This is a genomic window from Streptomyces sp. NPDC005811 (genome assembly GCF_040630405.1).
Lineage (GTDB): Bacteria > Actinomycetota > Actinomycetes > Streptomycetales > Streptomycetaceae > Streptomyces.
The window spans coordinates 26,248-53,073 of record NZ_JBEXXK010000026.1; the positions used below are offsets into that span (position 1 = coordinate 26,248).

The window sequence follows — 26,826 nt, forward strand, 5'->3', positions numbered from 1 at the left end:
GGCGACAGTCCCGGACCTCGCGGCGGACAGTCCGCGGCGGGAGCCCCGTGGCTTCCGCGCTCGGGGCGGCTACCATCGGCCAGCATCGGCGGGCGCCCGCCCGACCCCCAGGCCAGGGAGCGAAACGTGCTGATCACCCACGACACCCGGTGTGCGCTTGATGCCGTGGTGGATCTGGTGAACACCGCACCGGAGGACGAGACCACCCCGGACGCGCTGCCGGATGTCGCCACCCTCGCGGAGTTCGTACACAAGCACGCCATCAGTGACGTCGGGACGCTGTCCGAGTTCGACCTCTCCGCGGTGCGCAAGATCCGGGGGCGGTTCGCCGGGGTCTTCGCGGCCCGGGACGCCCGGACGGCCGCCGGCCTGATCAATGAGCTGGTCGCCGCCGCGGGCACCACGCCCCGGCTCACGGATCACGACGGCTACGACTGGCATGTTCACTACTTCGCGCCGGGCGCGTCCGTCGCCGACCATCTCGCGGCCGACTGCGGTATGGCACTGGCGTTCTTCGTGGTGGCCGGGGAGCAGGAGCGGCTGCGGCGCTGCGAGGCCCCCGACTGCCGGCGCGCCTTCGTCGATCTCTCCCGCAACCGCTCCCGCCGCTACTGCGACAGCCGCACCTGCGGCAACCGCCTCCACGTGGCCGCGTACCGAGCCCGCCGCAAGGAAGCGGCGGGCTGAGGACGCCGCGCGGCACAGGAACCAGGGCCGAGGGCAGCACGGAAACCGGAAACCGGCCGCCGGAAGCCACGGCTGAGGCTCGGGGGCTACGGACTGCCCAGGTGCGGGGCCGTACGGCGTCGGGCTGCGCGAAATCAGGCACAGGTCGGGACCGTCCGGGGTCGATGCGGGTCGGGACGGTCTGGGGTCGGTGGACTCCTTGGGTGTCAGGGACGGCCTGCTCGCAGGACGTCTCGGTGCCGACGCGGGCCCGGCGGGTGGCGCCGGGTACCGCGGGTACGGCTCAGAGCAGCAGCAGGTCGTGCAGCGACGCAATGAGCAGAAGACACCCGATCACCGCTAGGAAGATCATCAGCGGTGGCTGGGAAAGGGCGAAGAGGCACCCGCGGGGCTCGTCCTGAGGCGGCGCGGGGTCGCCTTGTTTGGTGTCCAGCATCTCGGGGCCGATGATGACGCAGGCCAGGCGTCCCGCGCGATCAACGCGCCCGGATTGAGCGGGTGTTCGCCGTATTCCGTGACGTCGGTTTCAGGCCGTGATCGTTTCCGCGCACGGACCGGCCGACTGTGTCGTTTCGAGCAGAATCAGACACTTGCCACTTCATATGCCGTGCTTCTTCAGAATCGCCTCGATGTCGCTGAAGTCCTCGGTGGCGGCGGGGCGCGACGTCGGGCGGGGTGCCGCGGGGCCCAGGGACGGGGCCGAGGCTCCGGGAGCCACGGTGTCGGGCCGGGCGGAGCGGGCCGCCGCCTTGCGTTCCTTCCGGGTGCCACGGCCGCCGCCCCGGCGTCGCTCCACCGCGCGGGTGGTCGCGAACAGGGCCCAGGCGCAGCCGAGCACCCCGAAGCCGGCCCAGGCGGTCGGGCTGAAGGCGGTGTCGGCGAGCCACTCGACGACACCGGTCATCACGAGTCCGAGCGGCACGAGCGCGTAGGCGGCGATGCGGGCGGCCGACAGGAAACGCTTGCGGTAGGCCGTGACCGCCGCGATGCCCAGGCCGGCCACGGCGACGGCGGAACAGACGGTCTCGGCAATCATCCGGTCCTCCAGGCGAGGCTCACTCGGGCAGGGACACCACGACTCCGCGCCTCGTGCAGGCAGGCGCTTCGTCCCTTCCATCCTGCACCTTGGGCCCCCTCCCGGGCCATGCTCCGAGCGGGACATCAGGGACATCTCCGGGTCGGCTCCTCCGCAGGTCCCGGTCGGCGCGACGGAGGTCTGGATTGGGGTGGACGGGCGCCGGCTGGGAGACTGGCGTCATGAGCGACTCCTCCCCGGCCTCCGTGTCCGAGCCCGCGTCCGTCCGTCCCGCCGTCGTCCTGGACGTCTGGTGCGAGGTGCAGTGCCCGGACTGCCGCAGTGCCCTCGGCGATCTGCGCGCGCTGCGCGAGCGGTACGGCGACCGGCTGGAGCTGCGCCTGCGGCACTTCCCGCTGGAGAAGCACCGGCACGCCTTCGCCGGCGCCCAGGCGGCCGAGGAGGCCCTGGAGCAGGGCAAGGGCTGGGCGTACGTCGAGGCCGTGCTGGGGCGGGTCGAGGAGCTGGACCGCGGGGGAGAAGCCTTCCTGGTCGAGATCGCCGGTGAACTCGGTCTGGACGCCGAGGAGTTCGACACGGCGCTGATCGACGGCCGGCACATCCTGATCGTGGACGCCGACCAGGCCGAGGGCAAGGCGATCGGGGTCACCGGCACCCCGACCTATGTCATCGGCGGCGAGCGGCTCGACGGCGGCAAGAGCCAGGAGGGGCTGCGGGAGCGCATCGAGGAGATCGCGGACCGGCTGCTGGCGGCCGGTACCGCGTAGGGCGAGGGGAGGGAGCCGGCGCCTCAGAGCAGGTTCTTGTACATCGAGTAACCGACGGTCACGTATCCCAGTGACTCGTAGAGGCGCTCGGCGGGGGCGTTGCCCGCGAAGACGTTGAGGCCGAGCACCGGTCGGCCCGCGGCCAGTGTCTGGGCCTCGGCCAGCAGCATCAGGGAGCGGCCGTGGCCCCGGCCGCGATGCTCCTCGTAGGCCTCGACGTTGTAGACGAACGCCTTGTCGCCGGTGAAGGCCAGCCAGAGGTCGCCGACCGGGACGCCCTCGTGCTCCAGGACGCTGATCCGGACGTTCTCCGTCGCGAGGCCCTGGGCGAGCGAGCGCGCGTAGTCCCCGCGTGCCTTAGCCTGGGCGGGTTCGGCGGGGATCCCCCGGTCGATCCAGTCCTGCGCGTACTCCTCGGTGCCGCGCTCGGCCCACGGGCCGTACTCGGCCTCCGTCATGGGCCGGGCTCGGCTGCCCGGCGGCAGTTCGGGCGCCGTGGTGGCGAGCCGCTTCTCCATGCCGCGGTTGCGGTGGACGTATCCGAGGGCCGTCGCGAGGCGCAGCGCTGGCGCGGAGTCGGCCGGGACCCTGATCTCGATCTGCCGGCAGCCCCAGCCGCGGGCCACCTCCTCGGCGGCGAGCGCGGCCACCGCGCCCCGGCCCCGGCCGCGGTCCGGCTCCTCGATGTGCAGGTCGTCGAGGTGGGCGACGGCGAGCCCGAAGACGGGGTCGGTGGAGAGCCGGACCGCTCCGACGGGGCGGCTGTTCACGCACACCCGGAAGTGGCGGGACAGGGCTCCGTCGGCAGCGCGCTGAAGCGGCTCGGTCGGCCGCAGGGTCGTGGTCATCAGGGGGTTTCTACCCGTGCACGGGGGCCGGAGTCAGCTCGTTTTCCCGGGGCGACGGCCCCGGCCCATGCCCCACCTACTCCCGGGCAGCGGCCCCGGCCCACGCCCCACGCTCTCCGGGCGGCAGCCCCGACCCACGCCGTGCGCACTCCCGGCGCGCGCCCACCCTTCTGCCGGCGGCGCTCCCGGCCCACGCCCCACCTTCTCCAGGCGCCGGTGCCAGCCCACGCCCCCACCTTCTCCAGGCGGCGACCCCGGCCCACTCAGCACGATCTCCGGGCGGCAGCCCCTGCGCGCCCTGCGCACTCCCGGCGGCAGCCCCGGCGCGCCCTGCGCTCTCCGGGCGCAGGTCACCGACCCGCGCCCACCCTTCTGTCGACGGCGCCCCCAGCCCGCGCCCCACCTTCTCCAGGCGGCGACCCCGGCCCAAGCAGCACGATCTCCGGGCGACGACCCCGGCCCGCGCCTGCGCTCTCCGGGCGCCGGCCCACGCACCCGCCCTTCTCCCAGCCGCGCTCCCAACCCGCGTCCCGCCTTTCCCAGGCGCCCACCCCGGCCCGCACCCCACGATCTCCAGGCGGCGCTCCCAACCCGCGCCCCACCTTCTCCAGGCGCCGGTGCCGGCCCGCGTCCCGCCTTCTCCCGGCGCCGCTCCCAGCCCGCGCTCCACGGTCTCCGGGCGGTCGTCCGGGCCGTGGGCTACGGGTCCAGGTCGTCGTCGGCGCGCTCGTCGAAGACGCGCATCGCCTTGGCGGTCACCGGGCCCGGGGTGCCGGGGAGTTCGCGGGTGTCGACGCGGTGGACGGCCTGGACGTCGCGGAGGGTGGAGGTGAGGAAGATCTCGTCGGCGCGCTCCAGCACGTCGAGCGGAAGGTCGGTCTCCTTGGCGCCGGTCCACTCCACGGTCAGCTGGCGGGTGATGCCCGCGAGGCAGCCGGAGGCGAGCGGCGGGGTGTGGATCTCGCCGTCCAGGACGACGAACACGTTCGAGCCGGTGCCCTCGCAGAGCTGTCCGACGGTGTTGGCGAAGAGGGCCTCCGAGGCGCCGTCCTCGTGCGCCCGGGCCAGGGCGACGACGTTCTCGGCGTACGAGGTCGTCTTGAGGCCGGTCAGCGCGCCGCGCTCGTTGCGGGTCCAGGGGACCGTGATCACGGCGGTGGAGTCGGGGCGGCGGGTGGTCTCGCCGAGGGCGACGAGGAGCGTGGGGCCCTGGTCGCCGCGGTCGGAGCCGAGCGGGCCGTGGCCGCCGGTGTAGGTGAGGCGCAGCCGGCCGAGCGGCATCGGGTTCGCCTCCAGGACGGCGGCGCACGCCGCGCGGATCTCGTCGTGATCGGGGTCCGGCAGGCCGAGGCCGCGCGCGGAGCGGGTCAGCCGGTCGAGGTGGCGGGTCAGTGCGAACGTGCGCCCGTCCGTCGCCTTCACGGTCTCGAAGATGCCGTCGCCCACGGTCAGTCCGTGGTCGAAGACGGAGACGCGGGCGGCCGCGCTGTCCTGCAGAGCGCCGTCGAGCCAGATCTTCACCTCAGGGTCCCTTCCCTCGCCTCGTGCGTGCCCGACGCTATCGCGAGCAGGCGCGCCGCCTTCAGTTCGGTCTCCCGCCACTCCGCCTCGGGGTCGGAGCCCCAGGTGATCCCGGCGCCGGTGCCGAAGCGCAGCACGCCTTCGGCGCGGTCGATCCAGAAGGTGCGGATGCCGACGGCCAGCTCGGCGGTGCCGCGGTCGGCGTCCACCCAGCCGATGCCGCCGCAGTACGGTCCGCGCGGTGCCGTCTCCAGCGCGTCGATGATGCGCAGGGCGCTGGACTTGGGGGCGCCGGTGACCGAGCCGGGCGGGAAGGCGGCGTCGAGGAGTTGGGGCCAGTCGGCGCCGTCGCGCAGTTCGCCGCGGACCGTGGAGACGAGGTGGACCAGTCCGGGGTGCTTCTCGACCGCGCACAGATCGGGGACGGTCACGCTGCCGGTGGCGCAGACGCGCCCGATGTCGTTGCGGACGAGGTCCACGATCATCACGTTCTCGGCGTAGTCCTTGTCGAGGAGGTCGGCCTCGGTGCGGCCGGTGCCCTTGATGGGGCCGGACTCGACGACGTGTCCGTCGCGGCGGAGGAAGAGTTCGGGGGACGCGGTGGCGATCTCCACACCGTGACCGGGCAGGCGGATCGTTCCTGCAAAGGGTGCCGGGTTGCCTCGGGCCAGCAGCGCGGTCAGGGCGTCGACGTCGGCGCCGGGCGCGACGGGTGCCGTGAGGACACGGCAGAGGTTCGCCTGGTAGACCTCGCCGGCCGCGATGTGCTCCCGTATCCGACGCACCCCGGCGGTGTACGCGGCGCGGTCGAGCGACGACGTCCAGTCACCGGCGGCGGGTCCGCACCACTCCCCCGGCACGGGCGCCGGCACCGGTTCGTCCCGTACGTCGGCGAAGCGGGCGCAGACGACACGGCCCTCGAAGTCCGCGCAGACCGCCCAGAAACCGGTGGAGTCGAGGGCGGCGGGGTCGTCGGTGACGTCCAGGAGGCCGGTGGCGACACGGCCGCCGAAGCGGGCGAGGGGAGAGAGGTCGAGCACGGTGTCGAGTCTAGGTCGGGTGCCGGCGGGGCGGTTCGGGGATGTCCCCGGCACGACCCTGAGCAGGGCCGCAGTAGGACCCCGGGCAGGTCAGGGGGACGACCCCGGGCCGACCGGGACGTGTCCGGCGCGGGTCCGGACGGGGCCGCAGGGGCGCACGCTGCACAAACGCGTTTTTGTACTGGCCCAGGAATCCGCTAGAGTTCAACTCGTCGCCGGGCCGCGAGAGCGGAACGGAAACGACAAGCGGACGTAGCTCAGTTGGTAGAGCGCAACCTTGCCAAGGTTGAGGTCGCGAGTTCGAGCCTCGTCGTCCGCTCGAAGGAAAGTGGGGACTCCCGGTCCCCTACACTCCTGGTGGAGTGGCCGAGAGGCGAGGCAACGGCCTGCAAAGCCGTCTACACGGGTTCAAATCCCGTCTCCACCTCCAAGGACGATTAGCTCAGCGGGAGAGCGCTTCCCTGACACGGAAGAGGTCACTGGTTCAATCCCAGTATCGTCCACTGGATCTTCGGATCCCCCGCGCGATTAGCTCAGCGGGAGAGCGCTTCCCTGACACGGAAGAGGTCACTGGTTCAATCCCAGTATCGCGCACGCAGTGCTCCCGGACGATTAGCTCAGCGGGAGAGCGCTTCCCTGACACGGAAGAGGTCACTGGTTCAATCCCAGTATCGTCCACACACCGACAAGCCCCCGGCCGTCTCGTACGGCCGGGGGCTTCGTCGTGTGCGCGGTGCGGGTGTCCGGGTCAGCTGGAGAACAGCATGTGGCCGAAGCTCTTGTGACGGTGGTGGCCGCCGTAGTGCCCACCACCGTGGCCGCCATGACCGCCGTGGCCGCCTTGCGGGGCACCCCAGGCCGGGGCCGGGGGCGCGGGGTACGCCTGCGGGGCCGGCGGCGGGGGCGCAGGCTGGGTCCACTGGGACTCCAGACGGGTCAGCGCCTCCAGCTCGCCGTAGTCGAGGAAGATCCCCCGACAGTTGGCGCACTGTTCGATCTGGACACCATTGCGGTTGTATGTCTGCATCTGTCCGTGACACTTCGGGCACTGCATGATTCGGCTCAACTCCTCGCCGGTCGGTCCTGTTTCACCTGCCGCCAGGACAGACTCTGTCCGGCTGCGGTCGGTTGCACCCTACTTCGTGGAGCTTCACGGCAACTGCGGAGGCAGCGAACCCATTCGGGCACACGCGTCGACGACCGACTGCTCGATCTCGTCCAGCGGCCGGTCCTCGGTGGTGGCCTTCGTCACCGCGCGGGCGGCGGTCTGGACGGTGAGCGCGCGGGCGGGGACGTCGAGCGCGGGCCAGGGGTCGCCGTCCACGGGGACCGCGGGGCCGCGGGCCGTGCGGTAGGCGTGCAGGAAACGGGACCACTCCTCGGGCGGCAGCAGACCGCAGGCGTACCAGGCGGCGGGGCGGGCGAGGTCCCAGGCGGGGACCCCCACGCCCAGGTCGTCCACGTCGATCAGGCGCCAGGGGCCGTCGGGGGCGGGGTGGCGGACCAGTTGGCCGAGGTGGAGGTCGCCGTGGCAGAGGGTGGCGGTGTCGGGCAGGGGGGCTTCGGCGCGGGCCCAGGCAGGGAGCGTGGACCAGGCGCGGAGGACCGGGGCGAGGGCGGCGGCGGGCGGGGCGGCCGCCCGGAGGCGGGCCACGGCCTGGGCGGCCTTGACCGGGCCCCGCATCGGCGGGAGGCCGGGCGGGGCGGGGGCGCGGTGAAGACGGGCCAGGAGGGTGGCGGCCTCCTCCCAGGGGGCGGAGTCGGGGTCGTCGGGGTCCACGGGCGTGCCGTAGGGCCAGAAGGTCACGAGGCGGCCGTGCAGGGAGACGGGCGTCGGGGTGAGCGGCGCGAGGAGAAGGTCCGGGTGGCGGGCGGCGACGGCCAGGCGCGGGGCGAGGTCGGCGGGGACGGTGGCGGGGGCATGGGCCTTCGCGACGGTGTCCGCATGGCGTACGACGGTGGCGTCGGGGCGGTCGGCGAGGGTGCCCGCGGGGCACGGGCAGCCGTCGGGGTGGAGGGAGTGCGGGTGTGCCGTGACTCTGGCCCGGGTGGTGAGGGCGGCGAGCAAGGGGGTGGCGGTCACGGTGCTCCCTGGGCGGTACGGGGCTTCGTGGTGAGGGTAGTCACCAGGTCGCATCCGGTGTCACCGGGTCGCATCCGGTGGATCCCGGTGAGGTCCCGGCAGGGTGCCGGTGGGGTCGCGGAGGGGCCTCTGTTGGATCCGGGCTCTCTGTTGGATCCGGGCAAAGCAATGCCGGCGCAGCTCCCCAGCTGCGCCGGCATCATTTGCCGTCCGCCGCACCCCCGTCCCCACGGGGTTTCATGGATGGATGTCCCCGCCCGGACCGCTCTTCCGGGCCTGGGGTCGCCGCTCAGCGCCCCAGCATCACACCCACGGACGACGCCTGTGTGGCCACCGTCTCCCACCCGTCGAAGACGAGGAGGAGCAGGGCCGCCAGAGGAAGGGCCATCAGCGTCGCCACCAACGGGTGGCGACGGCCCGTGCGGCGCGTGCGGGTGCGGAACTGCGTGCGCGGTGCCGTGTGGGCCATGGTCCCTCTCCTGACCGTCTTCGGTTGTTCTGGCAGCGGCGGGTGCCTGACCTCGGGGGACGAGTGCTGCACCCGCCGCTTGACCTCAAATCTAGGCGCGGGGCGGCCGGAGCACGTCATGCCCTCGTACCGATTGCCGGGCCTCCCGGAGGATGAGCCATGACCTGGGAAGTACTCCCCTGGGTGGAGACGCGGCCCCAGGTCTCGGGGTCTTCCCGGAGGGGGTGCCCGCTGCGGCCCGGTTTCTCCCCGCCGTCCGTGACTTCGCTCACTTCCGGCACCCCTCGGCGGACCGCTCTCCGCCCTCTCCGGCCCGCCCGGCCCGCTACCGCCCGGTAGGTGCGGACCACGCCTCCGGCCTCCACGCCCTTCTCCGCCCCGCCCCCCTTCGCCGATCCAATCTCCCTTCCGTGAGCGGTGGTTGAGGTGATCACTCGGCCAAGAGGCGCCTGTTCCCAGGCTCTCTGACCCCTCCTCATGTCTCGCGCCCGGCACGGACAATCGATCGGGACCGGAGGGCGCGGCCTCTGCGCGCGAACGGCCGTGGAAACGTAAGCTGTGCCACGTCACACGGACCGGGCAGCGGGGATGAACATGGCGATGATGCGCCTGAGGCGCGAGGACCCGCGCGTCGTCGGCTCGTTCAGGCTTCACCGACGGCTCGGCGCGGGCGGGATGGGCGTCGTCTACCTGGGCTCCGACAAGAAGGGGCAGCGCGTCGCCCTGAAGGTGATCCGGCCCGATCTGGCCGAGGACCAGGAGTTCCGCTCGCGGTTCGCGCGCGAGGTGTCGGCCGCCCGGCGGATCCGGGGCGGCTGCACGGCCCGCCTGGTCGCCGCGGACCTCGACGCCGATCGGCCCTGGTTCGCCACCCAGTACGTTCCCGGACCCTCCCTGCACGACAAGGTCAACGACGAGGGGCCGGTCGCCGCCGCCGAGCTGGCGGCGATCGGGGCCGCGCTGTCGGAGGGGCTCGTCGCCGTCCACGAGGCCGGGGTCGTCCACCGGGACCTCAAGCCGTCCAACATCCTGCTGTCCCCCAAGGGACCGCGGATCATCGACTTCGGCATCGCCTGGGCGACGGGCGCCTCGACCCTCACCCATGTCGGTACGGCCGTCGGCTCGCCCGGCTTCCTCGCGCCCGAGCAGGTGCGGGGGGCCGCCGTCACCCCGGCCACGGACGTGTTCTCGCTCGGTGCCACGCTCGCCTACGCCTCCACGGCCGACTCCCCCTTCGGGCACGGCAGTTCCGAGGTGATGCTGTACCGCGTGGTGCACGAGGAGCCCCAGCTGCACGGTGTGGCCGACGCGCTGGCCCCGCTGATCCGGGCCTGTCTGGCCAAGGACCCCGAGGAACGGCCCAGCACCCTCGATCTCTCCCTGCGGCTGAAGGAGATCGCCGCCCGTGAGGCCCAGGGGATGGGCGACGCCCGGCCGCCCGTGCCGAGGGCGGCGGAGGCGGACCGGCCCACCGGGCGGCTCAGCCACTCCAGCTATCCGGAGCGCACCCTGCGTCAGCCGGGCCCGTCCGGGACCGGCGCGGGGCAGGGACAAGGACAGGGACAGGGACACGGGCAGGGATCCGGGACCGGCGGCGGTACTCCTCCGCCTCGGGGTGGAGTGCCCTCCCGGGGGTCGGCTCCCTCCCGGGGTGGAGTTCCCTCACGGGGCGGCAGCGCCTCGCGGGGTGGCGGCGGTGCCTCGCCGTCGCGGTCCGGTAGCCGTCCCGCGCCCGCCTCGCGCGGCGGCCGTCCCGTCGGCAGCGGCAGCCGGCCCGCGCCCCGGAGCGGGGCCGGACGGCCCGGGCCGAGGAACACGGGAACCGGCCGCCGGCCCGCCAATCCACGGCTGCTGCGCCAGCGGCTGTTCGTCTTCGTGGTCGTGACGCTGCTGGTCGCGCTGGGCATCGGCATCGTCCAGGGCTGCCAGGGGCCGGCCCGTGGCCTCGGCGGCGAGGACGGCGTCGTACGGCATCAGTCGTCGCACGCGCAGGGGTACGTTCCCCCCGCCGACGCCGTCTAGCGACCCTCAGGTACCCGGGCGGCCCGTCGCGACCGCGTAGAAGGCGACCGCCGCCGCCGCGCCCACGTTGAGGGAGTCGACGCCGTGGGACATGGGGATGCGGACCCATTCGTCGGCGGCGACCAGGGCCTGGGTGGAGAGGCCGTCCCCCTCGGCGCCCAGCATCAGGGCGACCCGGTCCATGCGGTGCGGGGCGGCCTCGTCGAGGGAGCGGGCCTTCTCGTCCGGGGTGAGGGCGAGGAGGGTGAGGCCGGCCTCGCGGACCGAGTCCAGGCCCTTGGGCCAGGTGTCGAGACGGGCGTACGGCACGGAGAAGACCGCGCCCATCGAGACCTTGACGCTGCGACGGTAGAGCGGGTCGGCGCAGTCCGGGGAGAGCAGGACCGCGTCCATGCCGAGGGCCGCGGCGGAGCGGAAGATCGCGCCGATGTTCGTGTGGTCGTTGACGGATTCCATGATCACGACTCGGCGCGCGGTCTGGAGGAGTTCGGCGGCCGTCGGGAGCGGCTTGCGCTGCATGGAGGCGAGGGCGCCCCGGTGCACGTGATAGCCGGTGACGCGCTCGGCGAGCTCCGGGCTGACGGCGTAGACCGGGGCCGGGAGCTCGTCGATGACATCGCGCATGACGTCGACCCACTTGGCGGAGAGCAGCATCGAGCGCATCTCGTACCCGGCGTCCTTGGCCCGTCTGATGACCTTCTCGCCCTCGGCGATGAACAGGCCCTCGGCGGGCTCGCGCTTGCGGCGCAGCTCGACGTCGGTCAGGCCGGTGTAGTCGCGCAGGCGCGGGTCGTCGGGGTCCTCAACGGTGATGAGATCGGCCACAGGGTGATACTGCCTTGTCCTGGGTGCGGTGCCAACGGCTGCGAACGGGTTGTGTTACCCGGGGTTACGCCAAGCCCGGCGGGCGGCGTCCACGGGTCCGGGGTGACTAGGCGCGCGGGCCCACGCCGACCACCTCGCCGATCACGATGACCGCGGGCGGCTTGACCTCCTGTGTCCGCACCGTCTCGGCCACCGTCGCCAGGGTCGCGTCGACGCGTCGCTGGGCGGCGGTCGTGCCCTCCTGGACCAGCGCCACGGGGGTGCCGGCCGGCTTGCCGTGCGCGACGAGCGTCTCGGCGATCTTCCCGATCTTGTCGACGCCCATGAGGATCACGAGGGTGCCGGTGAGCCTGGCGAGGGACGGCCAGTCGACCAGGGAGCGCTCGTCGTCGGGGGCCACATGACCGCTGACGACCGTGAACTCGTGGGCCACTCCGCGGTGGGTGACCGGGATGCCGGCCGCGCCCGGGACGGAGATGGAGCTGGAGATGCCGGGGACGACCGTGCAGGGGATGCCCGCCTCGGCGAGCGCCTGGAGCTCCTCCATGCCGCGGCCGAAGACGTACGGGTCCCCGCCCTTGAGACGGACCACCGACTTGCCCTGCTTCGCGTGCTCGATCAGCGCGTTGTTGATGACCTCCTGGGCCATGTAACGGCCGTACGGGATCTTCGCCGCGTCGATCACCTCGACGTGCGGGGGGAGTTCGGCGAGGAGGTCGCGCGGGCCGAGGCGGTCGGCGATGACGACGTCGGCCTCGGCGAGAAGACGGCGGCCGCGGACCGTGATCAGATCGGGGTCGCCGGGACCGCCGCCGACCAGGGCGACGCCGGGGGTACGGGTGCGGTGGTGGGGGGCGACGAGCGTGCCGTCGCGCAGGCCCGCCACGACGGCGTCCCGGATGGCGGCGGTGTGGCGGGGGTCGCGGCCCTTGGCGTCCGTGGTGAGGACGGCGACGGTGACGCCCTCGCTGGTGCCGGTGGCCGGGGTCCAGGCGGTCGCCCGGTCGGCGTCGTCGGAGCGGACGCACCACACGCGGTGGCGCTCCGCTTCGGCCGAGGCACGGCTGTTGGCGTCCGGGTCGCTGGTGGCGATCAAGGCGTACCAGGCGTCCGCGAGGTCGCCCTCGGCGTAGGGGCGCCGGTGCCAGGTGAGTTCGCCCGCGTCAGCCATCGCTTCGACGGAGGGGGTCGCCTCGGGGGACACGAGGTGGATGTCCGCGCCTGCGGCGATGAGGGCGGGGAGGCGGCGCTGGGCGACCTGGCCGGCGCCGAGGACGACGACCCTGCGGCCGGTGAGGCGGAGGCCTACGGGGTAGGCGGGGTGTTCGGCCATGAGGGTGCGGCTCCTCCGGGGCTTGGCGGTTGCCCTGACGTGCAGATTTTAAGTGTGCGGGGTTTCGGCGGCTGAGGTGTCCGGTGGCTGGGCAGCACAGCCGGGTGCGGGCTGTGGGCGGTTGTGCCACCCGTTGGGCACTGTGGGAGGAACACCTGCCCACAACCGCGGCGCGGTCACGTGGCCGTCAGGCACCTCGCCTGAGCGAGAAAGCACCCGGAACCGTCGTCCCGGGTGCCCCTCACGCCTACTTCTCGGTGACTCCCGCCGAGTCGAAGGTGGCCACCTCGTGCATCGCCCGGGCCGTGCTCTGGACCAGGGGGAGGGCCAGGAGGGCGCCGGTGCCTTCGCCGAGGCGAAGGTCCAGGTCGACCAGGGGGCGCAGGCCGAGCTTGTTGAGGGCGGCCACGTGGCCCGGCTCCGCGCTGCGGTGGCCGGCGATGCAGGCCGCGAGGACCTCGGGGGCGATCGCCCGGGCGACCAGGGCCGCCGCGCCGGCGCTGACGCCGTCCAGGATCACCGGGGTCCGCAGGGACGCGCCGCCGAGCAGGAGGCCGACCATCGCCGCGTGCTCGAAACCGCCGATCGCGGCCAGGACGCCGATCGGGTCGGCCGGGTCCGGCTGGTGGAGTTCGAGGGCACGGCGGACCACCTCGGTCTTGCGGGCGAGGGTCTCGTCGTTGATGCCGGTGCCCCGGCCCGTGACCTCGGAGGGGTCCGCACCGGTGAAGACGGAGATCAGCGCGGCCGAGGCGGTCGTGTTGGCGATGCCCATCTCACCCGTCAGCAGGGCCTTGTTGCCGGCCGCCACCAGGTCGCGGGCGGTCTCGATGCCGACCTCGATGGCCTGCTTGGCCTCCTCGCGGGTCATCGCGGGGCCCGTGGTCATGTCCGACGTGCCGGCCCGCACCTTGCGGGGCAGCAGGCCGGGAGTCGCCGGGAGGTCGGTGGCCACACCGACGTCCACCACGCAGACCTCCGCGCCCACCTGGCTCGCGAAGGCGTTGCAGACCGCTCCCCCGCCGAGGAAGTTGGCGACCATCTGGGCTGTCACCTCCTGCGGCCAGGGGGTGACGCCCTGGGCGTGGACACCGTGGTCGCCCGCGAAGATCGCGACGGCCGCGGGCTCCGGGATCGGGGGCGGGCACTGCCGGGACAGCCCGGACAGCTGTGCGGAGATGATCTCGAGCATGCCGAGCGCCCCGGCCGGCTTCGTCATCCGCTTCTGCCGCTCCCAGGCCTCGCCGAGCGCCTTGGCGTCCAGCGGGCGGACACTGGCGACGGTCTCGCCGAGCAGGTCGTGCGGGTCCTCACCGGGCAGCGCGCGACGGCCGTACGTCTCCTCGTGCACGACCCAGGACAGCGGGCGGCGCTTGGCCCAGCCGGCCTGCATCAGCTCGGGCTCGGGCGGGAACTCGTCGACGTACCCGACGCAGAGGTAGGCGACCACCTCGAGGTGCTCGGGCAGGCCGAGGGCGCGGACCATCTCGCGCTCGTCGAAGAAGCTGACCCAGCCGACACCGAGGCCCTCGGCGCGCGCCGCGAGCCAGAGGTTCTCCACCGCGAGCGCGGAGGAGTACGGCGCCATCTGCGGCTGGGTGTGCCGGCCCAGGGTGTGCCGGCCGCCGCGCGTCGGGTCGGCGGTGACCACGATGTTCACCGGGGTCTCGAGGATGGCCTCGATCTTCAGTTCCTTGAACTGCTTCGCCCGGCCCTTGGGGAGGGACTTGGCGTAGGCGTCGCGCTGGCGCATCGCCAGTTCGTGCATCGCGCGCCGGGTGTCGGCGGAGCGGATGACCACGAAGTCCCAGGGCTGCGAGTGGCCGACGGAGGGCGCGGTGTGGGCGGCCTCCAGGACGCGCAGCAGCACCTCGTGCGGGATGGGGTCGCCGCGGAAGCCGTTGCGGATGTCACGGCGTTCGCGCATGACCTTCAGGACCGCCTCGCGCTCGGCGTCGTCGTACGCGGGCGCGGCGGGGCCGGTGGACTCTCTCGCTTCTTCCACGGTGGCCGGGCTCTCTTCCTGGTCGGCGGCCCTGGTTTCCAGGTCCTCCGGGCTCTGCGCGACCTCGGGGTCGGGGTCGGCCTGAACGTCGGCCGTGGGCTCCGGGTCCGGGATCGCCGGGGCGGGAGCGGAGCCGGCCGCGCGGGGGGCGGGGACGGTGGGAGCGGGAGCGGGAGCGGTGGGCTGCTCGGGAGTCACGGCGACGGGGGGCACCTGGGCCGGAGCCTCGGCGACCGCCTCCTGCCGGTCCTCCGTGGGGTGCGGTACGGCCTGCGGCGGGACCGGGGCGAGGTGCGGGGTGGTCGGCACGGCGCCCTCGACCGGTACGAACGTGCCCACGGGCCGGTCCGGCTGCGGGGTGGGGGGTGCGGGGACCGCCTGGGGCTCGACCGGGGCCTCCGCCTCCGCCGGGGCCGCCGCGACGGCCTCGGCCGGGGTCTCCGGCTCGGGGGCCGGTGCGGGGATGTCCGGGAGCAGGGTGTCCGGGAGGAGGGTGCCCCGGTGGAGAGTGCCCGGGAGGAGGGTGCCCGGGAGCTGGGATGCCGTGTCCGGCTGGTGGACGGCTGCGGGGGCGAGCAGCGGCTCGGGCGCCGCCGTCTCCTCCGCGGTCGCCACCGGCTGCGGTTCCGGTTCCGGCTGAGGTTCCGGTTCCGGCTGCGGTTCCGGTTCCGGCTGCGGTTCCGGCTGGGCGTCCGGAGTCGGCTCGGCGGTCTCCGCCTGCTCGGGGGCCGTCTCCGCCTGCTCGGGGGCGGGGTGGACCTCCGCGACGGGCTCGGGCTGCGGCTGCGGCGCCTCCGGCTCGGCCGGCGGGGCCAGGGCGGGCTCGACCGGCTCCGCGGGCTGCGCCGCCGCGACCTCGACCGGCGCGACGACGGCCTCGACGGGTGCGGCGGGAACCTCCACGGGCTGGGGGGCGTCGGGCGTCACGACGGCTTCGGCGGGCGGCGCCGCCCCGGGGGCCGGAGGCTCGGCGACGAGGATGTCCTGCGCGAGCACGGGGGCGTCGGGGGCGGGGACCGGAAGCTCCTGCTCCACGGCCACGGCTTCCTGCACCGGCTCGACCGGAACGGGGGCCTCGACCGGAACAGGGGCTTCGACAGCGGCCTCTACCGGCTCGGGGGCCTCGACCGGCACCGGGGTCGCGTCCGGAACCGGCACCTCCGACACGGTCACGACGGTCTCGACGACCTCGGGCGCGGGCGCCTCGGCCGGCTGGACCACCTCGACGGGGCTCGCCTCCTCCGCCTCCTCCGCCTCGACCACCTCGGGCTCGGGTGCCACAGGAGCCTCGACCACCTCGGCAGCGGGAACCTCCGCGACCTGGGAAACAGCCTCCTGCGGAGCCGGTACGGCCTCGGTCACGGACACGGTCACGGCCTGTTCCACCTCGGCGGCGTCCCCGTCCGGCACCGCGGCCGCCTCGGGCACGCTCGCCTGGGGTGCCTGCGGCACCTCCGCAGCCGGAGCGGTCACCTCGGCGACCTCTGCCACGGCTTCCGCCACGATCTCCGGCTCAGGCACCTCAGGGACGTCCACCGGTACGGCTTCCGCCGCGACGACGGCCTCCGGCGCCTCCGGGGCGGGCGTCACCTCGACGGGCGGCTCGGCCACCGGCTCGGCCGGCCCCGGCTCCGCCACCTCGTCGGCGACGTCCTGCTCGCCCTCGGCGATCAGCGCGGCGCCGAGCAGCTGGCCGGGGTCGACGACCCCGGACGAGGTCGGGGAGAACGGCGCGTGCTCGGCCGGTGCCGCCGGAGCGGGCATCCGCACGGGCTCCACGGTCGCGGCACCGGGAACCTGCGCCGCAGGGGTCGTGGGAGCGACGTCACCGGCACCGCCGCCGCTTCCGCCGTACGCGGCCTCGGCACGGACTGCCCCCTGCGCGGCGATCGCCTCGGTCGCCACGCGCGCCACGACGGCGTCGGCGACTCCCGGCGCGGCGGGTTCGGCGGCCTCGACCGGATCCGGAACATGAGCGGCCGTTTCGGCGGTCGTCACTCCGGCGGCGACCGGCGCGGCGGCCTGGGCCGCGGCTCCCCAGGGCGCGGCCCCCTGCGGGGGCATCTCGCGCAGGTGCGGGACGTCGAGGTACTCGGGGCCGGGGGCGGGCTGGACCGGCTGGCGCACCGGGGCACCGGCCGGGCCGCGGTCGGCGAGGGAGCGGACCGGGCTGGCGGAGGCGTCGGGGATCGGCGGGCCCAGATGGAGGGGCCGGCGCGGGGCCTGCTGCGGGGGCGCGGCCGGGCCGGGCAGCCGTACGCCGCTGAGGTCGACCGAGCCGCTGTCGCGGCCGGAGAGCTCGTGCGGGCCGGGTTCGTGGACCGTCTCGACGACCGGCTCGGGCGCGGGCGGCGCCACCTCGTTGCCCCAGGCGCTCTGGGCGCCCGGCAGCAGCAACAGGTCTTCGTCCTCGGCGGTGGTCTCGGAGAGGTAGGTGTACGCGCCGTGCGCGGAGGCGCCCGGCTGTTCCACCGTGCCTGCGTTCTCCGGCAGCCCCTCGCCCGGGACCTGGCCGGTGTCGGTCATGCGTACCCCTCGCCCATCGGTTTAGTGCTCCTACGACCAGCTCACCCGGAACGGCGCACCGATCGCCCCGTAGTGAAGAACGAGCGTCCGTGCCCAGCGGCACGAACGACCGCCCGAAAAAGCGACAAAGCCATTCAGTGGCATTGTCCCGGCCGTCGTCGCCTCGCGACAGGTCGATCTCCGTCGCTCCGCTGTGGACTGCGCCACGTTGCGCGCCCTCCGGTTCTGCCGTACCACGGGTCACCCCAAAAGGGATGCGTTTTCCGGACATTGGCCGACGAACAGTCGGGCGAACGGACGCGGTACGACGATCGTTCAGCCTACCGCGAGCGGTACGACAACCGGATCACCGGGAGCGCGAATCGGGTCACGTCCGGCGGTCGGGAAGAACCCCGCTGAGCAGGAACGCGACGCTCCGCTCGGTCTCCGTCCAGCGCCGGGTGTCGAGTTGGACGGACTGCACGAGGGCGCACTCGACGAGGTAGCCGTGCTCGGTGAGATCGCGGCCGACGCGTTCGGCGGCGTCGCGGGTCGCCGCGTGGGTCACGATGCGCTGCGGGCGACGGTCGGCGACGGCCGAGACCACGGCCGCTCCCCCGCCGCCGACCCGGACGACGTCCGGTTCGGGCAGGTTCTCCAGGACGTGCGGGGCGGTGCCGCGGACGATCTGGAGCTGGACCCCGTGCCGGCGGGCGACGGCGTCGGTGCGGGCGCAGGCGTGGAGGTCCTGGTCGACGGCGAGGACGGCCGCGCCGGCCCGGGCGGCCTCGATGGCGAAGGCGCCGCTGCCGCAGCCGATGTCCCAGACGAGGTCGCCGACGCGTGGTCCGAGCCGGGCGAGTTGGGCGGCGCGCAGCAGGTCCGACTCGCCCTCGCCGAGGTCGCCGCCGTAGGCCTCGGCGGGCAGGGCCCAGCCGCGCGGTCCGGCGGCCGGGTCGCGCCCGGCGAGCCAGCCGCCGCCGTCGCCGACGGTGACCGGGCCGCCGATGACGATGACGACGTTGGGGTCGCGCCAGGTGTGGTCGACGGCCTTGTCGGAGGTCAGGACGCTGACCCGCTCGCGGTCGGTGCCGAGTTCCTCGCAGACCACGAAGGTGCGGTGCACGCCCTCCAGGAGCAGGCCGAGCTCGGCGGGGCCGGCGCCGGGCGAGGTGAGGACGGCGACCTTGGTGTGGGCGCGGCAGACGTTGACGGCCCGGCGCAGGGTGCGCCGGTGGGCGACGACGACCTCGGCGTCGTCCCAGGGCATGCCGGCGCGGGCGAAGGCGGTGGCGACGGAGGAGACGGCCGGGACGACCTCGACCTCCAGGCCGAACTCGGGGGCGCGCAGGGTGCGTACGACGCCGAAGAAGCCCGGGTCGCCGTCGGCGAGGACGACCGCGGTGCCCCGGTGGCCGGCGATCCGGCGGGCGGCGAGGGAGACGCTGCCCAGGCGGATGCGCTCGGCGGCGGGCGGGACCTCGGGCAGTGCCAGGTGGTGCGCGGCGCCGGCCACGAGCGTGGCGGCGCCGAGTGCCGAGCGGGCCGCGGCGGTCAGCGGCGAGCCGTCCCAGCCGATCACGGTGACGCGGTCGGCCATCGTCCTCAGTCTCCCGGGGGTTCACGCAGGCAGCGGGCTCCGTGAGGGTACCTGGTCACCCGGGGCGGGCCGCCGCCCGATCACCGGGCCGGGGTCAGTTCCAGTCGGTGTAGGAGGTGTAGCCGCCGCCCTCGGCGAGCTGGTCGCCGGCGCCCTCGATGTCCTCGGGCAGCAGGCTCCACACGATGTAGTCGGTGCGCACCTCGGTCCAGGTGTCGTCCTCGGCGCGGGCCCGCGCTATGCAGGCGCCGCGCAGGACGCCCTCGCTGATACAGCCGATCTTCTGCGCGACCTGCTGGGAGGCGGTGTTGTCGGCGGCCGTGCGCAGCTCGATGCGTTCGAACTTCTGGTCGGTGAAGAGCCACTGGGCGGTGGCGAGCGCGGCCTCGGAGGCGTAGCCCTCGCCGCGGGCCCAGGAGGCGACGATGTACGACAGTTCGGTGGACCGGACGTGCCAGTCGGTCCTGGTGAGCTGGATGACGCCGACGAGCCGCTGGGTGAGGAACTCGGTGACGGCGAGGGCGAGGCCGCGTCCGGCCGTGCGTTCGTCCGGCGCGTCCTCCGTGACCCAGCGGTGGGCGGCCTGTTGACTGTAGGGCTGGGGGACGCCTGTCCAGGCGCCGATCTGCTCGTCGTTCATCATCTCGGCCAGGGCGGGCACGTCGTCCTCGTCGAGGGGCCGCAGCACCAACCGCTCCGTGCTGATGGAGATGGTGGGGAAGGTGCTCGTCATGAAGCCGCTCCGTAGCCTTCGACACGTCGGTGCCCGACCGGTCTGTACCTACCGGACCGTCAGGACCCGCTGAACTGCCCAGCATGCAGCATGAAGGGGCCGAACGGCACCACGGGGTCCCCACCCTTCGTGAGGGAGCGGACCCCGTGGGTTGCGGTGGCGTCCGGCGCGGACGGTCAGAACGCGGCGACGACGGCGCCGTCGTACTTGTCCTCGATGAACTTCTTCACCTCGGGCGAGGTGAGCAGCTTGGCGAGCTTCTGGATCCGCGGGTCGTCCTCGTCGCCCTTCTTCACGGCGAGGAAGTTGGCGTACGGGTTGTCCGTGGCGGACTCGGCGACGAGGGCGTCCTCGGCGGGGCTGAGGTCGGCCTCCAGCGCGTAGTTGCCGTTGATCACCGCGGCGTCGACGTCGGCCAGGGAGCGCGGCAGCTGGGCCGCCTCCAGCTCCTTGAACGTGAGGTTCCTGGGGTTGGCGGTGACGTCCTTGGGGGTGGCGTCGTAGCCGACGCCGGACTTCAGCTCGATCAGGCCGTTGGCCTCGAGCAGCTTCAGCGCGCGGGCCTCGTTGGTGGTGTCGTTCGGCAGGGCGACGGTGGCGCCCTTCTTCAGGTCGTCGAGCTTCTTGACGCCCTGGGAGTACAGGCCGAGCGGCTCCAGGTGCACGGTGGCACCGGGCACGGCGACGATGTCGGTGCCGTTCTTCTTGTTGAAGTCCGTGAGGTACGGCTGGTGCTGGAAGTAGTTGGCGTCGACCTCGCCCTGCTGGACGGCCGTGTTGGGAGTCACGTAGTCGGTGAACTCCTTGACCTCCAGGTCGAGGCCGGCCTTCTTGGCGAGGTTGTCCTTGATGTAGGTGAGGATCTCGCCCTGCGGGGTGGGGGTGGCCGCGACGGTCAGCTCGGCGTTCGCGTCGGCGCTGCCGGAGTCCTTGTCCGAGCCGCAGGCGCTGAGTCCGAGGGTGAGGGCTCCGGCGGCGAGGACGGCGGTGGTGATCTTGGCGGTGTTACGCACGAAAAGTGCCTTTCCTAGGGGTGGTGCGGCCCCGCGGTGGGTGTGCGGGGAGTTCGGGGAGGCCTTATGCGGCCTTGCTCACCTCGGCGGCGGCCGGCTCCTCGGTCTTCAGCAGCCGCAGCTTCGGGGCGGGGCCGGAGCGGCCGCCGCGGCGGTGCAGGGAGCGGGCGGCCCAGTCGCCGGCGAACTGGATGAGGGAGATGACGACGGCGAGGATCGCGACGGTGATCCACATCAGGTCGGTCTCGAAGCGCTGGTAGCCGTAGCGGATGGCGATGTCGCCGAGGCCGCCGGCGCCGACCGTGCCGGCCATGGCGGAGTAGCCGATGAGGGCGACGACCGTGGTGGTCGTGGAGGAGATGAGCGAGGGCAGCGACTCGGGGACCAGGACCTTGCGGACGACGGTCCAGGTGTTGCCGCCCATCGACTGCACGGCCTCGACGAGTCCGCCGTCCACTTCGCGGACGGCCGTCTCGACCAGGCGGGCGAAGAACGGGATGGCGCCGATGGCGAGCGGCACGATGGCGGCCTCACGGCCGATGGTCGTGCCGGTGAGGGTGCGGGTGAAGCCCATCAGCGCCACCATCAGGATGATGAACGGCATCGAGCGGGCGATGTTCACGATCTGCCCGGTCACCTTGTTGGCGACGACGTTCTGGAGCAGTCCGCCCTTGTCGGTGAGGACGAGGAGGAGGCCGAGCGGGAGTCCGCCGGCGACGGCTATGAGGGTGGACCAGCCGACCATGTACAGCGTGTCCCAACAGGCCTGCTCCAGCAGGGGCTGTGTCTCCGACCAGGTCACTTGGCGCCCTCCGCGAGCAGTACGTCGATCTGCAGGCCCTGTTCGCGCAGGAAGCCGATCGGTACGACGTTGTCCTCGTAGCGGCCGGGCAGTTCGATGCGCATCCGGCCGACCTGGAGTCCGCCGACGGTGTCGATGGCGGCCCCGAGGATGGAGATGTCGATGTTGTAGGTGCGCGAGAGCTGGGAGATGACCGGCTGGGTGGCGCTCTCGCCGTGGAAGGTGACGTCGACCACGGTGCGGTCCTCGCCGGTGGCCTCGCCGCCCACCGGGAAGAGCGCGGCGGCCAGTTCGGAGCCCGGGGTGGCGAGCAGCTCGCCGACCGTGCCGGACTCCACGATCCGGCCGCGCTCCATGAGGGCGGCGGAGTCGCAGACCGACTTGACCACGTCCATCTCGTGGGTGATGAGCAGCACGGTGAGGCCGAGCTGCCGGTTCAGGTCGCGCAGCAGCTGGAGGATGGAGCGGGTGGTCTCCGGGTCGAGGGCGCTGGTCGCCTCGTCGGACAGCAGCACCTTGGGGTCGCCGGCGAGGGCGCGGGCGATGCCGACGCGCTGCTTCTGGCCGCCGGAGAGCTGGGCCGGGTAGGACCGGGCCTTGTCGGCGAGTCCGACGAGGTCGAGCAGGTCCAGCGCCTTGCGGGAGCGTTCCCTGCCGGAGACGCCGAGGATCTCCAGGGGGAGTTCGACGTTGTCCTGGACGGTCCGCGAGGACAGCAGGTTGAAGTGCTGGAAGACCATGCCGATCCGGCTGCGGGCCCGGCGCAGCTCCTTGCCGGCGCGCGCTCCGCGGCCGGCGAGCGCGGTGAGGTCCTGGCCGGCGACGGTGACCGTGCCGGCGGTGGGGCGCTCGAGGAGGTTGACGCAGCGGATCAGCGAGGACTTGCCGGCGCCGGACTGGCCGATGACGCCGTACACCTCGCCTTCGCGGACGTGCAGGTCGACGCCGTCGAGGGCGGTGACCTCACGGCCGCGTGAGCGGTAGACCTTGGTCAGGCCCGTGGTGGTGATCACGTGGGTTTCCGTCACTGTCGAGTGCGCGGGCGTGGGTGTGCCCGGGCGCACGGGTGCGTTCGTTCAGGACGCGGCACGTCTCCGGCCGGGGTCTCCCGGGGAGGACGGATGCGCGGAGCGGAGGCTCGGGGTGGTGCGGGGCCCGCTAGCAGGCGCACATTCGACACATACGACACATACAGCGCACGCCGGGCGTCAGGTTCGCCTCGGTCGCAAGGGTGCGGCTGCTCGTCGTGGTCATGTGCATCAGTAAAGCAGACGTACGGTACTGACAAAGAAACGCTTGTCCGCATGCTGGACAGACGTGGACACCCAGGGAGGGCAGGGGAGGTACGGGGCCCGGCGCGGGGCGCCGAATACGGCGTAATAAGGTCGCTCCATGCTTGATGTCCTGACGCTGGTGACCGGCGTCGCCGCGCTGCTGCTCGCCGCCTGGTGCGGCTGGGCGGCCCATCGTGACCAGCCGACGAAGGACTGGCACTTCATGGGGATGGCCGTGGTCACGGTGCTGGCGCTGATGCAGCTGGTGATCGGGATCGTGCTGCTGGCGTGGGGCCAGAAGCCGGTGCAGGGCACGACGATCTTCGTGGCGTATCTGCTGGGCGCGTTCGCGTGCGTACCGGCGGCGGCACTCATGTCGCTGTCCGAGCGGACGCGGTGGGGGTCGGTGACGGTCGCCGCGTCGGCGGTCGTGCTCGCGGTCCTGGAAGTGCGGCTCTACGACATCTGGGGAGGCTGAGATGACGGCCGTTCAGGAGAAGCCGGCCCGGCTGATCGGCGGGCCCGGCCTGGTGCTGGTGTGGTTCTACGGCGTGATGGTCGTCGGGGCTGTGTCGCGGTCGGCGTACCAGATCGCCACGGAGTTCGACCGGGCGCCGCTCGCCTACACGCTGTCGGCGATCGCGGGCGTGGTGTACGGGTTCATCACGTACTCGCTGGTGCGCGGCGGGGAGACGGCGCGCAGGGCGGCGCAGCTGTGCTGTGCCGCCGAACTCGTGGGGGTGCTGGTCGTCGGCACCTGGACCCTGATCGAGCCGTCGGCCTTCCCGGACGCGACGGTCTGGTCCGACTACGGCATGGGCTACGTGTTCATTCCCGTGCTGCTGCCGCTCTCCGCCCTGTACTGGCTGCGCGGGTCCCGTACGGCTAAGCCGTAGCCGCGTACTCGCCGGCCGCCTTCTCCAGGACGATCATCGGGACTCCGTCCGTGCCCTCGGCCGTGCCCACCGTCTCGTAGCCGACCCGGCGGTAGAGGCGGAGGTTGCCCTCGCTGCGGTGGCCGGTGTGGAGGCGGAACTTCTTGACGCCGCGCTCCTCGGAGAGGGCGGACTCGGCGGCGCGCAGGAGGCGGGCGCCGATGCCGTGGCCCTGGAGGCGGGGGTGGACGCAGAGACGGCCGATGGAGGCGGCGCCGTCCTCGGTGATGTGCCCGCGGACCGAACCGACCACCTCGTCGCCCAGCCGTGCCACGTAGACGCAGTCGGAGGCGAGTTCCTCCTTGACCGAGTCCAGGGTCTGGACGAGCGGGGCGATGCGGTAGTTGCCGTACAGCGCGGCTTCGCTCTGGAAACACAGGTACTGCAGCACGAAGATCTGCTCGGCATCCTGCTCGGTCGCCACCGAGATGGTCACGCTCATGCCCATGTGCGCACGCCTCCCGCTCACCTGATCGCCTTTGGTCCCTCACTCCTATCCCCGCAGTTGGCGGGCCGCAACCTCCGGTGCGAGCAAACGCCGGAGACATGCCAGACATCTGGAACGTTCCGGGCCGATACTGCCCTGTGAGATACCCAACTCACCCGCGATCTCCTGGTAGGTGGGGTCCTCGGGCGAGAGCAGCGCCTCCAGGAGCCGGGAGCAGCGGCCGGGGAGCCGGCGCACCGCCTCGCGCAGGGCGCGGCGGCGGGCGGCGGCGAGGGCGAGCTGCTCGGGACCGCGCTCCCGGTCGTCGGCCGGGTCGGTGGCGTACGGCTGCTCGAAGCGGGCCGGGCGGCGGGTGCGGCGGACCTCGGCGCGCACGGCCCGGCGCAGCCAGCCCGGCGGGTCGAGCGGCGGCCCGTGGGTGGCGAGGTGCTCCAGGAGGCGGAGCCAGACCGCCTGTTCCAGGTCTCCCGGTTCGGTGCCGGTGGCGTGGGCCTCGGCGGCGGTCTCGGCGGTGAGCAGGGGGCGCAGGTCGGCGAGCAGGTCGTGCGTCATGTGCCCGACGATGCGGCCGCGCGGGCGGCTGGTTGCCCGCGCGGCCGGATGTCACTCCAAAGGGGACTCAGCCGTTGACGAAGTCCGCACGGGCCAGGACGCCGGTGTCGGCGTTGTCGGTGAAGACTCCGTCGATGCCGGTCGCGAAGTAGGTGCGGAAGGCGCCGAAGACATCGCCGTACGCGTCCACGTCCGTGCCCTTGCGGAAGTTCGCCGGGAGGAACGGGTTCTCGTTGCGCATGGTGTACGGGTGCAGGATCAGGCCCACGGCGTGGGCGTCCTTCACCAGGGTGGTGGGGGTGGTGAGGTTGCCGCTCGCGTCCTTCGGGATGACCAGGTCGAGGGTGGGGCCGATGCCCTGGGCGTAGCCGGCGATCTCGCGCAGTCCGGTGCGGGTGATCAGGTCGGCGACCGTGCGCGGGTCGCCCGCCTCGACGAAGTCCCAGGGGCGGGTGCTCGCGGCGGACAGCAGGACCACGAGCGGGTTGTCGACCAGCTTGTTCAGGCGCTGGATGCTGCTCGGCTCGAAGGACTGGAGGATGACCGGCGAGTTCTTCCGGTCCTTGCCGTGCTTGTGCAGCAGCTTGGCGACCCGCTCCTCCAGGCCGAGGCCCAGCTTGCGGAAGTAGGTGGGGTGCTTGGTCTCGGGGTAGATCCAGACCTGCCTGCCGCGCTTGCGGGTCTGCTCGTCCTGCCACCTGAGGACTTCCTCGAAGGTGGGGATCTCCCAGCGGCCGTCGTAGAGCGTGTTGTGCGGGCGGTTGGCCGGGATGCGCTCGATCGCCCGCAGGGTCTTCAGCTCGGCGAGCGTGAAGTCCTCGGTGAACCAGCCGGTGGTGGAGACGCCGTCGAGGACCTTGGTGGTCCTGCGGTCGGCGAACTCCTTGTGGTCGGCGACGTCCGTGGTGCCGCCGATCTCCGGCTCGTGGCGGCAGACCAGATGGCCGTCCCTGGTGGGGACCAGGTCGCCGGCCTCGACGATGTCGGCGCCGAGGTCGAGGGCCAGCTCGTAGGAGCCGAAGGTGTGCTCGGGACGGTAGCCGCTGGCACCGCGGTGCCCGATGATCGTCGGCACCGGCAGGCTCTGGAGCCCGCCCTTGGCGGGGCGGCCGGCCCCGGCGGCGCGGGCGGTGCCGGCCAGGCCGAAGACGCTTCCCGTGGCACCGAGCACGGCCGCGCCGAGCAGCGCCCGGCGTCCGGTCGTCCCGCCCGTGGTCATCCGCTCGTTCGGCTCCCACGCGTCCTGCGATCCCATTGCGGCCCTCCTGCCGTCGGTCCTTCGTGCGGCCCGATCGTAGGGGCGTGGACATGACTGTCGGGAGACGTCGGTCCTAACACGCGGGTGACGGTGGATGGCAGGTGCCGGGCAGCCGCCGGAGAGAGGGTGACGGGTCGTCGGAATGTCCGCGCGGGGAGCGGGAAGGTGGTCGGTACCGGCTGTTTCGGTTGCCCGCCCCTCCGCGTTCCGCGCAGGTGACGGGCGGGTGGCGGTGCCGCCATCCAGGTAAACGTACGTCAACAGTGCGTAAGGCCTCGGTGAACCCGATGTGCGTCCACCGGGGGGCCGCGAGTATCGTCCTCACCTGCACAGACTCATACCGTTTTTCCTTGGCATCGGAGGGCCCGTTGTCCCGCTTCGCGCTCATCAAGGCAGTGCTCGGACCGGTCATGCGCCTGATGTTCCGCCCCCGGGTCGAGGGCGTGGAGCACATCCCGGGCGACGGTCCGGTCATCCTGGCCGGCAATCACCTGACCTTCATCGACTCGATGATCCTGCCGCTCGTGTGCGACCGGCAGGTCTTCTTCATCGGCAAGGACGAGTACGTCACCGGCAAGAGCCTCAAGGGCCGGCTGATGGCCTGGTTCTTCACCGGCGTCGGCATGATCCCGGTGGACCGGGACGGCGGCCGCGGTGGTGTGGCCGCGCTCATGACCGGACGGCGGGTGCTGGAGGAGGGGAAGGTCTTCGGGATCTACCCCGAGGGGACCCGCTCCCCCGACGGCAGGCTGTACCGGGGGCGTACCGGCATCGCGCGGCTGACGCTGATGACCGGGGCGCCCGTCGTGCCGTTCGCGATGATCGGCACGGACAAGCTGCAGCCGGGTGGGGCGGGGATGCCTCGACCCGGGCGGGTCACCGTCCGGTTCGGTGAGGCGATGGAGTTCTCCCGTTATGACGGGATGGACCGGGACCGGTATGTGCTGCGGGCGGTGACCGATTCGGTGATGACCGAGGTCATGCGGTTGTCGGGGCAGGAGTACGTGGACATGTATGCGACGAAGGCGAAGGCGGCCTGAGGTTGTTGTGCGGGTGCGGGTGCGTCGTGG

At 72.9% G+C, this 26,826-nt stretch carries 26 protein-coding genes and 5 tRNA genes; 11 read left to right on the plus strand and 20 right to left on the minus strand.

The genetic code is table 11. The annotated features are described in order from the left end of the window. Positions 1–126: 126 nt before the first annotated feature. Positions 127–687 (plus strand): CGNR zinc finger domain-containing protein, encoded by a 561-nt coding sequence (locus ABZ490_RS26805; RefSeq protein ID WP_358994840.1) that lies wholly within the window; start codon positions 127–129, stop codon positions 685–687. Positions 688–970: 283 nt separating this feature from the next. Here ABZ490_RS26805 and ABZ490_RS26810 read toward each other — a convergent pair whose 3' ends face one another. Both ABZ490_RS26810 and ABZ490_RS26815 read right to left on the minus strand, forming a co-directional pair. Beyond that, complete coding sequence (locus ABZ490_RS26810; protein ID WP_358994843.1) at positions 971–1,123, minus strand: hypothetical protein; 153 nt, start codon at positions 1,121–1,123, stop codon at positions 971–973. A 162-nt stretch (positions 1,124–1,285) separates the two neighbouring features. Then, a complete protein-coding gene (locus ABZ490_RS26815) occupies positions 1,286–1,723 on the minus strand; it encodes a hypothetical protein (protein ID WP_358994846.1) in 438 nt (145 codons plus the stop codon). Positions 1,724–1,944: 221 nt separating this feature from the next. On the opposite strand from ABZ490_RS26815, the gene ABZ490_RS26820 reads away from it, so the two are divergent. Further along, positions 1,945–2,490, plus strand: a complete 546-nt coding sequence (locus ABZ490_RS26820; protein WP_358994849.1) for a DsbA family protein — start codon at positions 1,945–1,947, stop codon at positions 2,488–2,490. 23 nt (positions 2,491–2,513) lie between these two features. On the opposite strand, the gene ABZ490_RS26825 is transcribed toward ABZ490_RS26820, so the two are convergent. From ABZ490_RS26825 to ABZ490_RS26835, 3 genes are all read right to left on the minus strand, one after another. Further along, positions 2,514–3,338, minus strand: a complete 825-nt coding sequence (locus ABZ490_RS26825; protein ID WP_358994852.1) for a GNAT family N-acetyltransferase — start codon at positions 3,336–3,338, stop codon at positions 2,514–2,516. Between the two features lie 699 nt (positions 3,339–4,037). Continuing rightward, positions 4,038–4,859, minus strand: a complete 822-nt coding sequence (locus tag ABZ490_RS26830; RefSeq protein ID WP_358994855.1) for an aminodeoxychorismate lyase — start codon at positions 4,857–4,859, stop codon at positions 4,038–4,040. Beyond that, positions 4,856–5,899, minus strand: a complete 1,044-nt coding sequence (locus ABZ490_RS26835; protein WP_358994858.1) for a chorismate-binding protein — start codon at positions 5,897–5,899, stop codon at positions 4,856–4,858. The genes ABZ490_RS26830 and ABZ490_RS26835 overlap by 4 nt, the downstream gene beginning before the upstream one ends. Before the next feature lie 246 nt (positions 5,900–6,145). Here ABZ490_RS26835 and ABZ490_RS26840 point away from each other — a divergent pair. The 5 genes from ABZ490_RS26840 to ABZ490_RS26860 all read left to right on the plus strand — a co-directional run bounded on the left by ABZ490_RS26840 (position 6,146) and on the right by ABZ490_RS26860 (position 6,577). Continuing rightward, positions 6,146–6,218, plus strand: a tRNA-Gly gene (locus ABZ490_RS26840). Positions 6,219–6,255: 37 nt separating this feature from the next. Beyond that, a tRNA-Cys gene (locus ABZ490_RS26845) sits at positions 6,256–6,329 on the plus strand. 1 nt (position 6,330) lies between these two features. Further along, positions 6,331–6,402 (plus strand) — tRNA-Val (locus tag ABZ490_RS26850). A 19-nt stretch (positions 6,403–6,421) separates the two neighbouring features. Further along, a tRNA-Val gene (locus ABZ490_RS26855) sits at positions 6,422–6,493 on the plus strand. 12 nt (positions 6,494–6,505) lie between these two features. Continuing rightward, positions 6,506–6,577, plus strand: a tRNA-Val gene (locus tag ABZ490_RS26860). Between the two features lie 70 nt (positions 6,578–6,647). Here the strand turns inward: ABZ490_RS26860 and ABZ490_RS26865 are convergent. The 4 genes from ABZ490_RS26865 to ABZ490_RS26880 all read right to left on the minus strand — a co-directional run bounded on the left by ABZ490_RS26865 (position 6,648) and on the right by ABZ490_RS26880 (position 8,816). Continuing rightward, the gene (locus ABZ490_RS26865; RefSeq protein ID WP_358994861.1) at positions 6,648–6,953 is read right to left on the minus strand and encodes a zf-TFIIB domain-containing protein; all 306 of its coding nucleotides are present in this window, start codon (positions 6,951–6,953) and stop codon (positions 6,648–6,650) included. A gap of 96 nt (positions 6,954–7,049) precedes the next feature. Beyond that, complete coding sequence (locus ABZ490_RS26870) at positions 7,050–7,982, minus strand: aminoglycoside phosphotransferase family protein (RefSeq protein WP_358994864.1); 933 nt, start codon at positions 7,980–7,982, stop codon at positions 7,050–7,052. A 289-nt stretch (positions 7,983–8,271) separates the two neighbouring features. Continuing rightward, entirely contained in the window at positions 8,272–8,451 is a 180-nt protein-coding gene (locus ABZ490_RS26875) for a hypothetical protein (protein WP_358994867.1), read from the minus strand. Between the two features lie 116 nt (positions 8,452–8,567). Beyond that, entirely contained in the window at positions 8,568–8,816 is a 249-nt protein-coding gene (locus ABZ490_RS26880; protein ID WP_358994870.1) for a hypothetical protein, read from the minus strand. A 223-nt stretch (positions 8,817–9,039) separates the two neighbouring features. On the opposite strand from ABZ490_RS26880, the gene ABZ490_RS26885 reads away from it, so the two are divergent. After that, complete coding sequence (locus ABZ490_RS26885) at positions 9,040–10,473, plus strand: serine/threonine-protein kinase (RefSeq protein WP_358995160.1); 1,434 nt, start codon at positions 9,040–9,042, stop codon at positions 10,471–10,473. A 6-nt stretch (positions 10,474–10,479) separates the two neighbouring features. Here ABZ490_RS26885 and ABZ490_RS26890 read toward each other — a convergent pair whose 3' ends face one another. The 8 genes from ABZ490_RS26890 to ABZ490_RS26925 all read right to left on the minus strand — a co-directional run bounded on the left by ABZ490_RS26890 (position 10,480) and on the right by ABZ490_RS26925 (position 22,302). Next, positions 10,480–11,298 carry an RNA methyltransferase gene (locus ABZ490_RS26890; RefSeq protein ID WP_358994872.1) on the minus strand — a complete coding sequence of 273 codons (819 nt, stop codon included), beginning with the start codon at positions 11,296–11,298 and terminating at the stop codon, positions 10,480–10,482. A 106-nt stretch (positions 11,299–11,404) separates the two neighbouring features. Next, entirely contained in the window at positions 11,405–12,631 is a 1,227-nt protein-coding gene (cobA, locus tag ABZ490_RS26895) for a uroporphyrinogen-III C-methyltransferase (RefSeq protein WP_358994875.1), read from the minus strand. A gap of 247 nt (positions 12,632–12,878) precedes the next feature. Next, positions 12,879–17,162: a nicotinate-nucleotide--dimethylbenzimidazole phosphoribosyltransferase gene (cobT, locus tag ABZ490_RS26900; RefSeq protein ID WP_358994877.1), complete on the minus strand. Its 4,284-nt coding sequence runs from the start codon at positions 17,160–17,162 to the stop codon at positions 12,879–12,881. A gap of 367 nt (positions 17,163–17,529) precedes the next feature. Further along, the gene (gene cbiE / locus ABZ490_RS26905; protein WP_358994879.1) at positions 17,530–18,741 is read right to left on the minus strand and encodes a precorrin-6y C5,15-methyltransferase (decarboxylating) subunit CbiE; all 1,212 of its coding nucleotides are present in this window, start codon (positions 18,739–18,741) and stop codon (positions 17,530–17,532) included. A gap of 94 nt (positions 18,742–18,835) precedes the next feature. Beyond that, positions 18,836–19,474 (minus strand): GNAT family N-acetyltransferase, encoded by a 639-nt coding sequence (locus ABZ490_RS26910; protein WP_358994882.1) that lies wholly within the window; start codon positions 19,472–19,474, stop codon positions 18,836–18,838. A gap of 176 nt (positions 19,475–19,650) precedes the next feature. Continuing rightward, positions 19,651–20,487 (minus strand): MetQ/NlpA family ABC transporter substrate-binding protein, encoded by an 837-nt coding sequence (locus ABZ490_RS26915; RefSeq protein ID WP_358994886.1) that lies wholly within the window; start codon positions 20,485–20,487, stop codon positions 19,651–19,653. Between the two features lie 64 nt (positions 20,488–20,551). After that, a complete protein-coding gene (locus ABZ490_RS26920; RefSeq protein ID WP_358994889.1) occupies positions 20,552–21,289 on the minus strand; it encodes a methionine ABC transporter permease in 738 nt (245 codons plus the stop codon). After that, positions 21,286–22,302 carry an ATP-binding cassette domain-containing protein gene (locus ABZ490_RS26925; RefSeq protein WP_358994892.1) on the minus strand — a complete coding sequence of 339 codons (1,017 nt, stop codon included), beginning with the start codon at positions 22,300–22,302 and terminating at the stop codon, positions 21,286–21,288. The genes ABZ490_RS26920 and ABZ490_RS26925 overlap by 4 nt, the downstream gene beginning before the upstream one ends. Before the next feature lie 379 nt (positions 22,303–22,681). Between ABZ490_RS26925 and ABZ490_RS26930 the strand changes: the two genes are divergently transcribed. Both ABZ490_RS26930 and ABZ490_RS26935 read left to right on the plus strand, forming a co-directional pair. Next, positions 22,682–23,041, plus strand: a complete 360-nt coding sequence (locus tag ABZ490_RS26930; RefSeq protein WP_358994895.1) for a hypothetical protein — start codon at positions 22,682–22,684, stop codon at positions 23,039–23,041. A gap of 1 nt (position 23,042) precedes the next feature. Beyond that, positions 23,043–23,459: a hypothetical protein gene (locus tag ABZ490_RS26935; RefSeq protein ID WP_358994898.1), complete on the plus strand. Its 417-nt coding sequence runs from the start codon at positions 23,043–23,045 to the stop codon at positions 23,457–23,459. Here ABZ490_RS26935 and ABZ490_RS26940 read toward each other — a convergent pair. From ABZ490_RS26940 to ABZ490_RS26950, 3 genes are all read right to left on the minus strand, one after another. After that, complete coding sequence (locus ABZ490_RS26940) at positions 23,449–23,946, minus strand: GNAT family N-acetyltransferase (RefSeq protein ID WP_358995163.1); 498 nt, start codon at positions 23,944–23,946, stop codon at positions 23,449–23,451. The genes ABZ490_RS26935 and ABZ490_RS26940 overlap by 11 nt on opposite strands. 45 nt (positions 23,947–23,991) lie before the next feature. Next, positions 23,992–24,498, minus strand: a complete 507-nt coding sequence (locus ABZ490_RS26945; RefSeq protein WP_358994901.1) for a sigma-70 family RNA polymerase sigma factor — start codon at positions 24,496–24,498, stop codon at positions 23,992–23,994. A 67-nt stretch (positions 24,499–24,565) separates the two neighbouring features. Then, entirely contained in the window at positions 24,566–25,753 is a 1,188-nt protein-coding gene (locus tag ABZ490_RS26950) for a glycerophosphodiester phosphodiesterase (RefSeq protein ID WP_358994904.1), read from the minus strand. A gap of 371 nt (positions 25,754–26,124) precedes the next feature. Here ABZ490_RS26950 and ABZ490_RS26955 point away from each other — a divergent pair, with 371 nt between their 5' ends. Then, positions 26,125–26,796, plus strand: a complete 672-nt coding sequence (locus ABZ490_RS26955; RefSeq protein ID WP_055631585.1) for a lysophospholipid acyltransferase family protein — start codon at positions 26,125–26,127, stop codon at positions 26,794–26,796. The last annotated feature ends 30 nt before the right edge of the window (positions 26,797–26,826 follow it).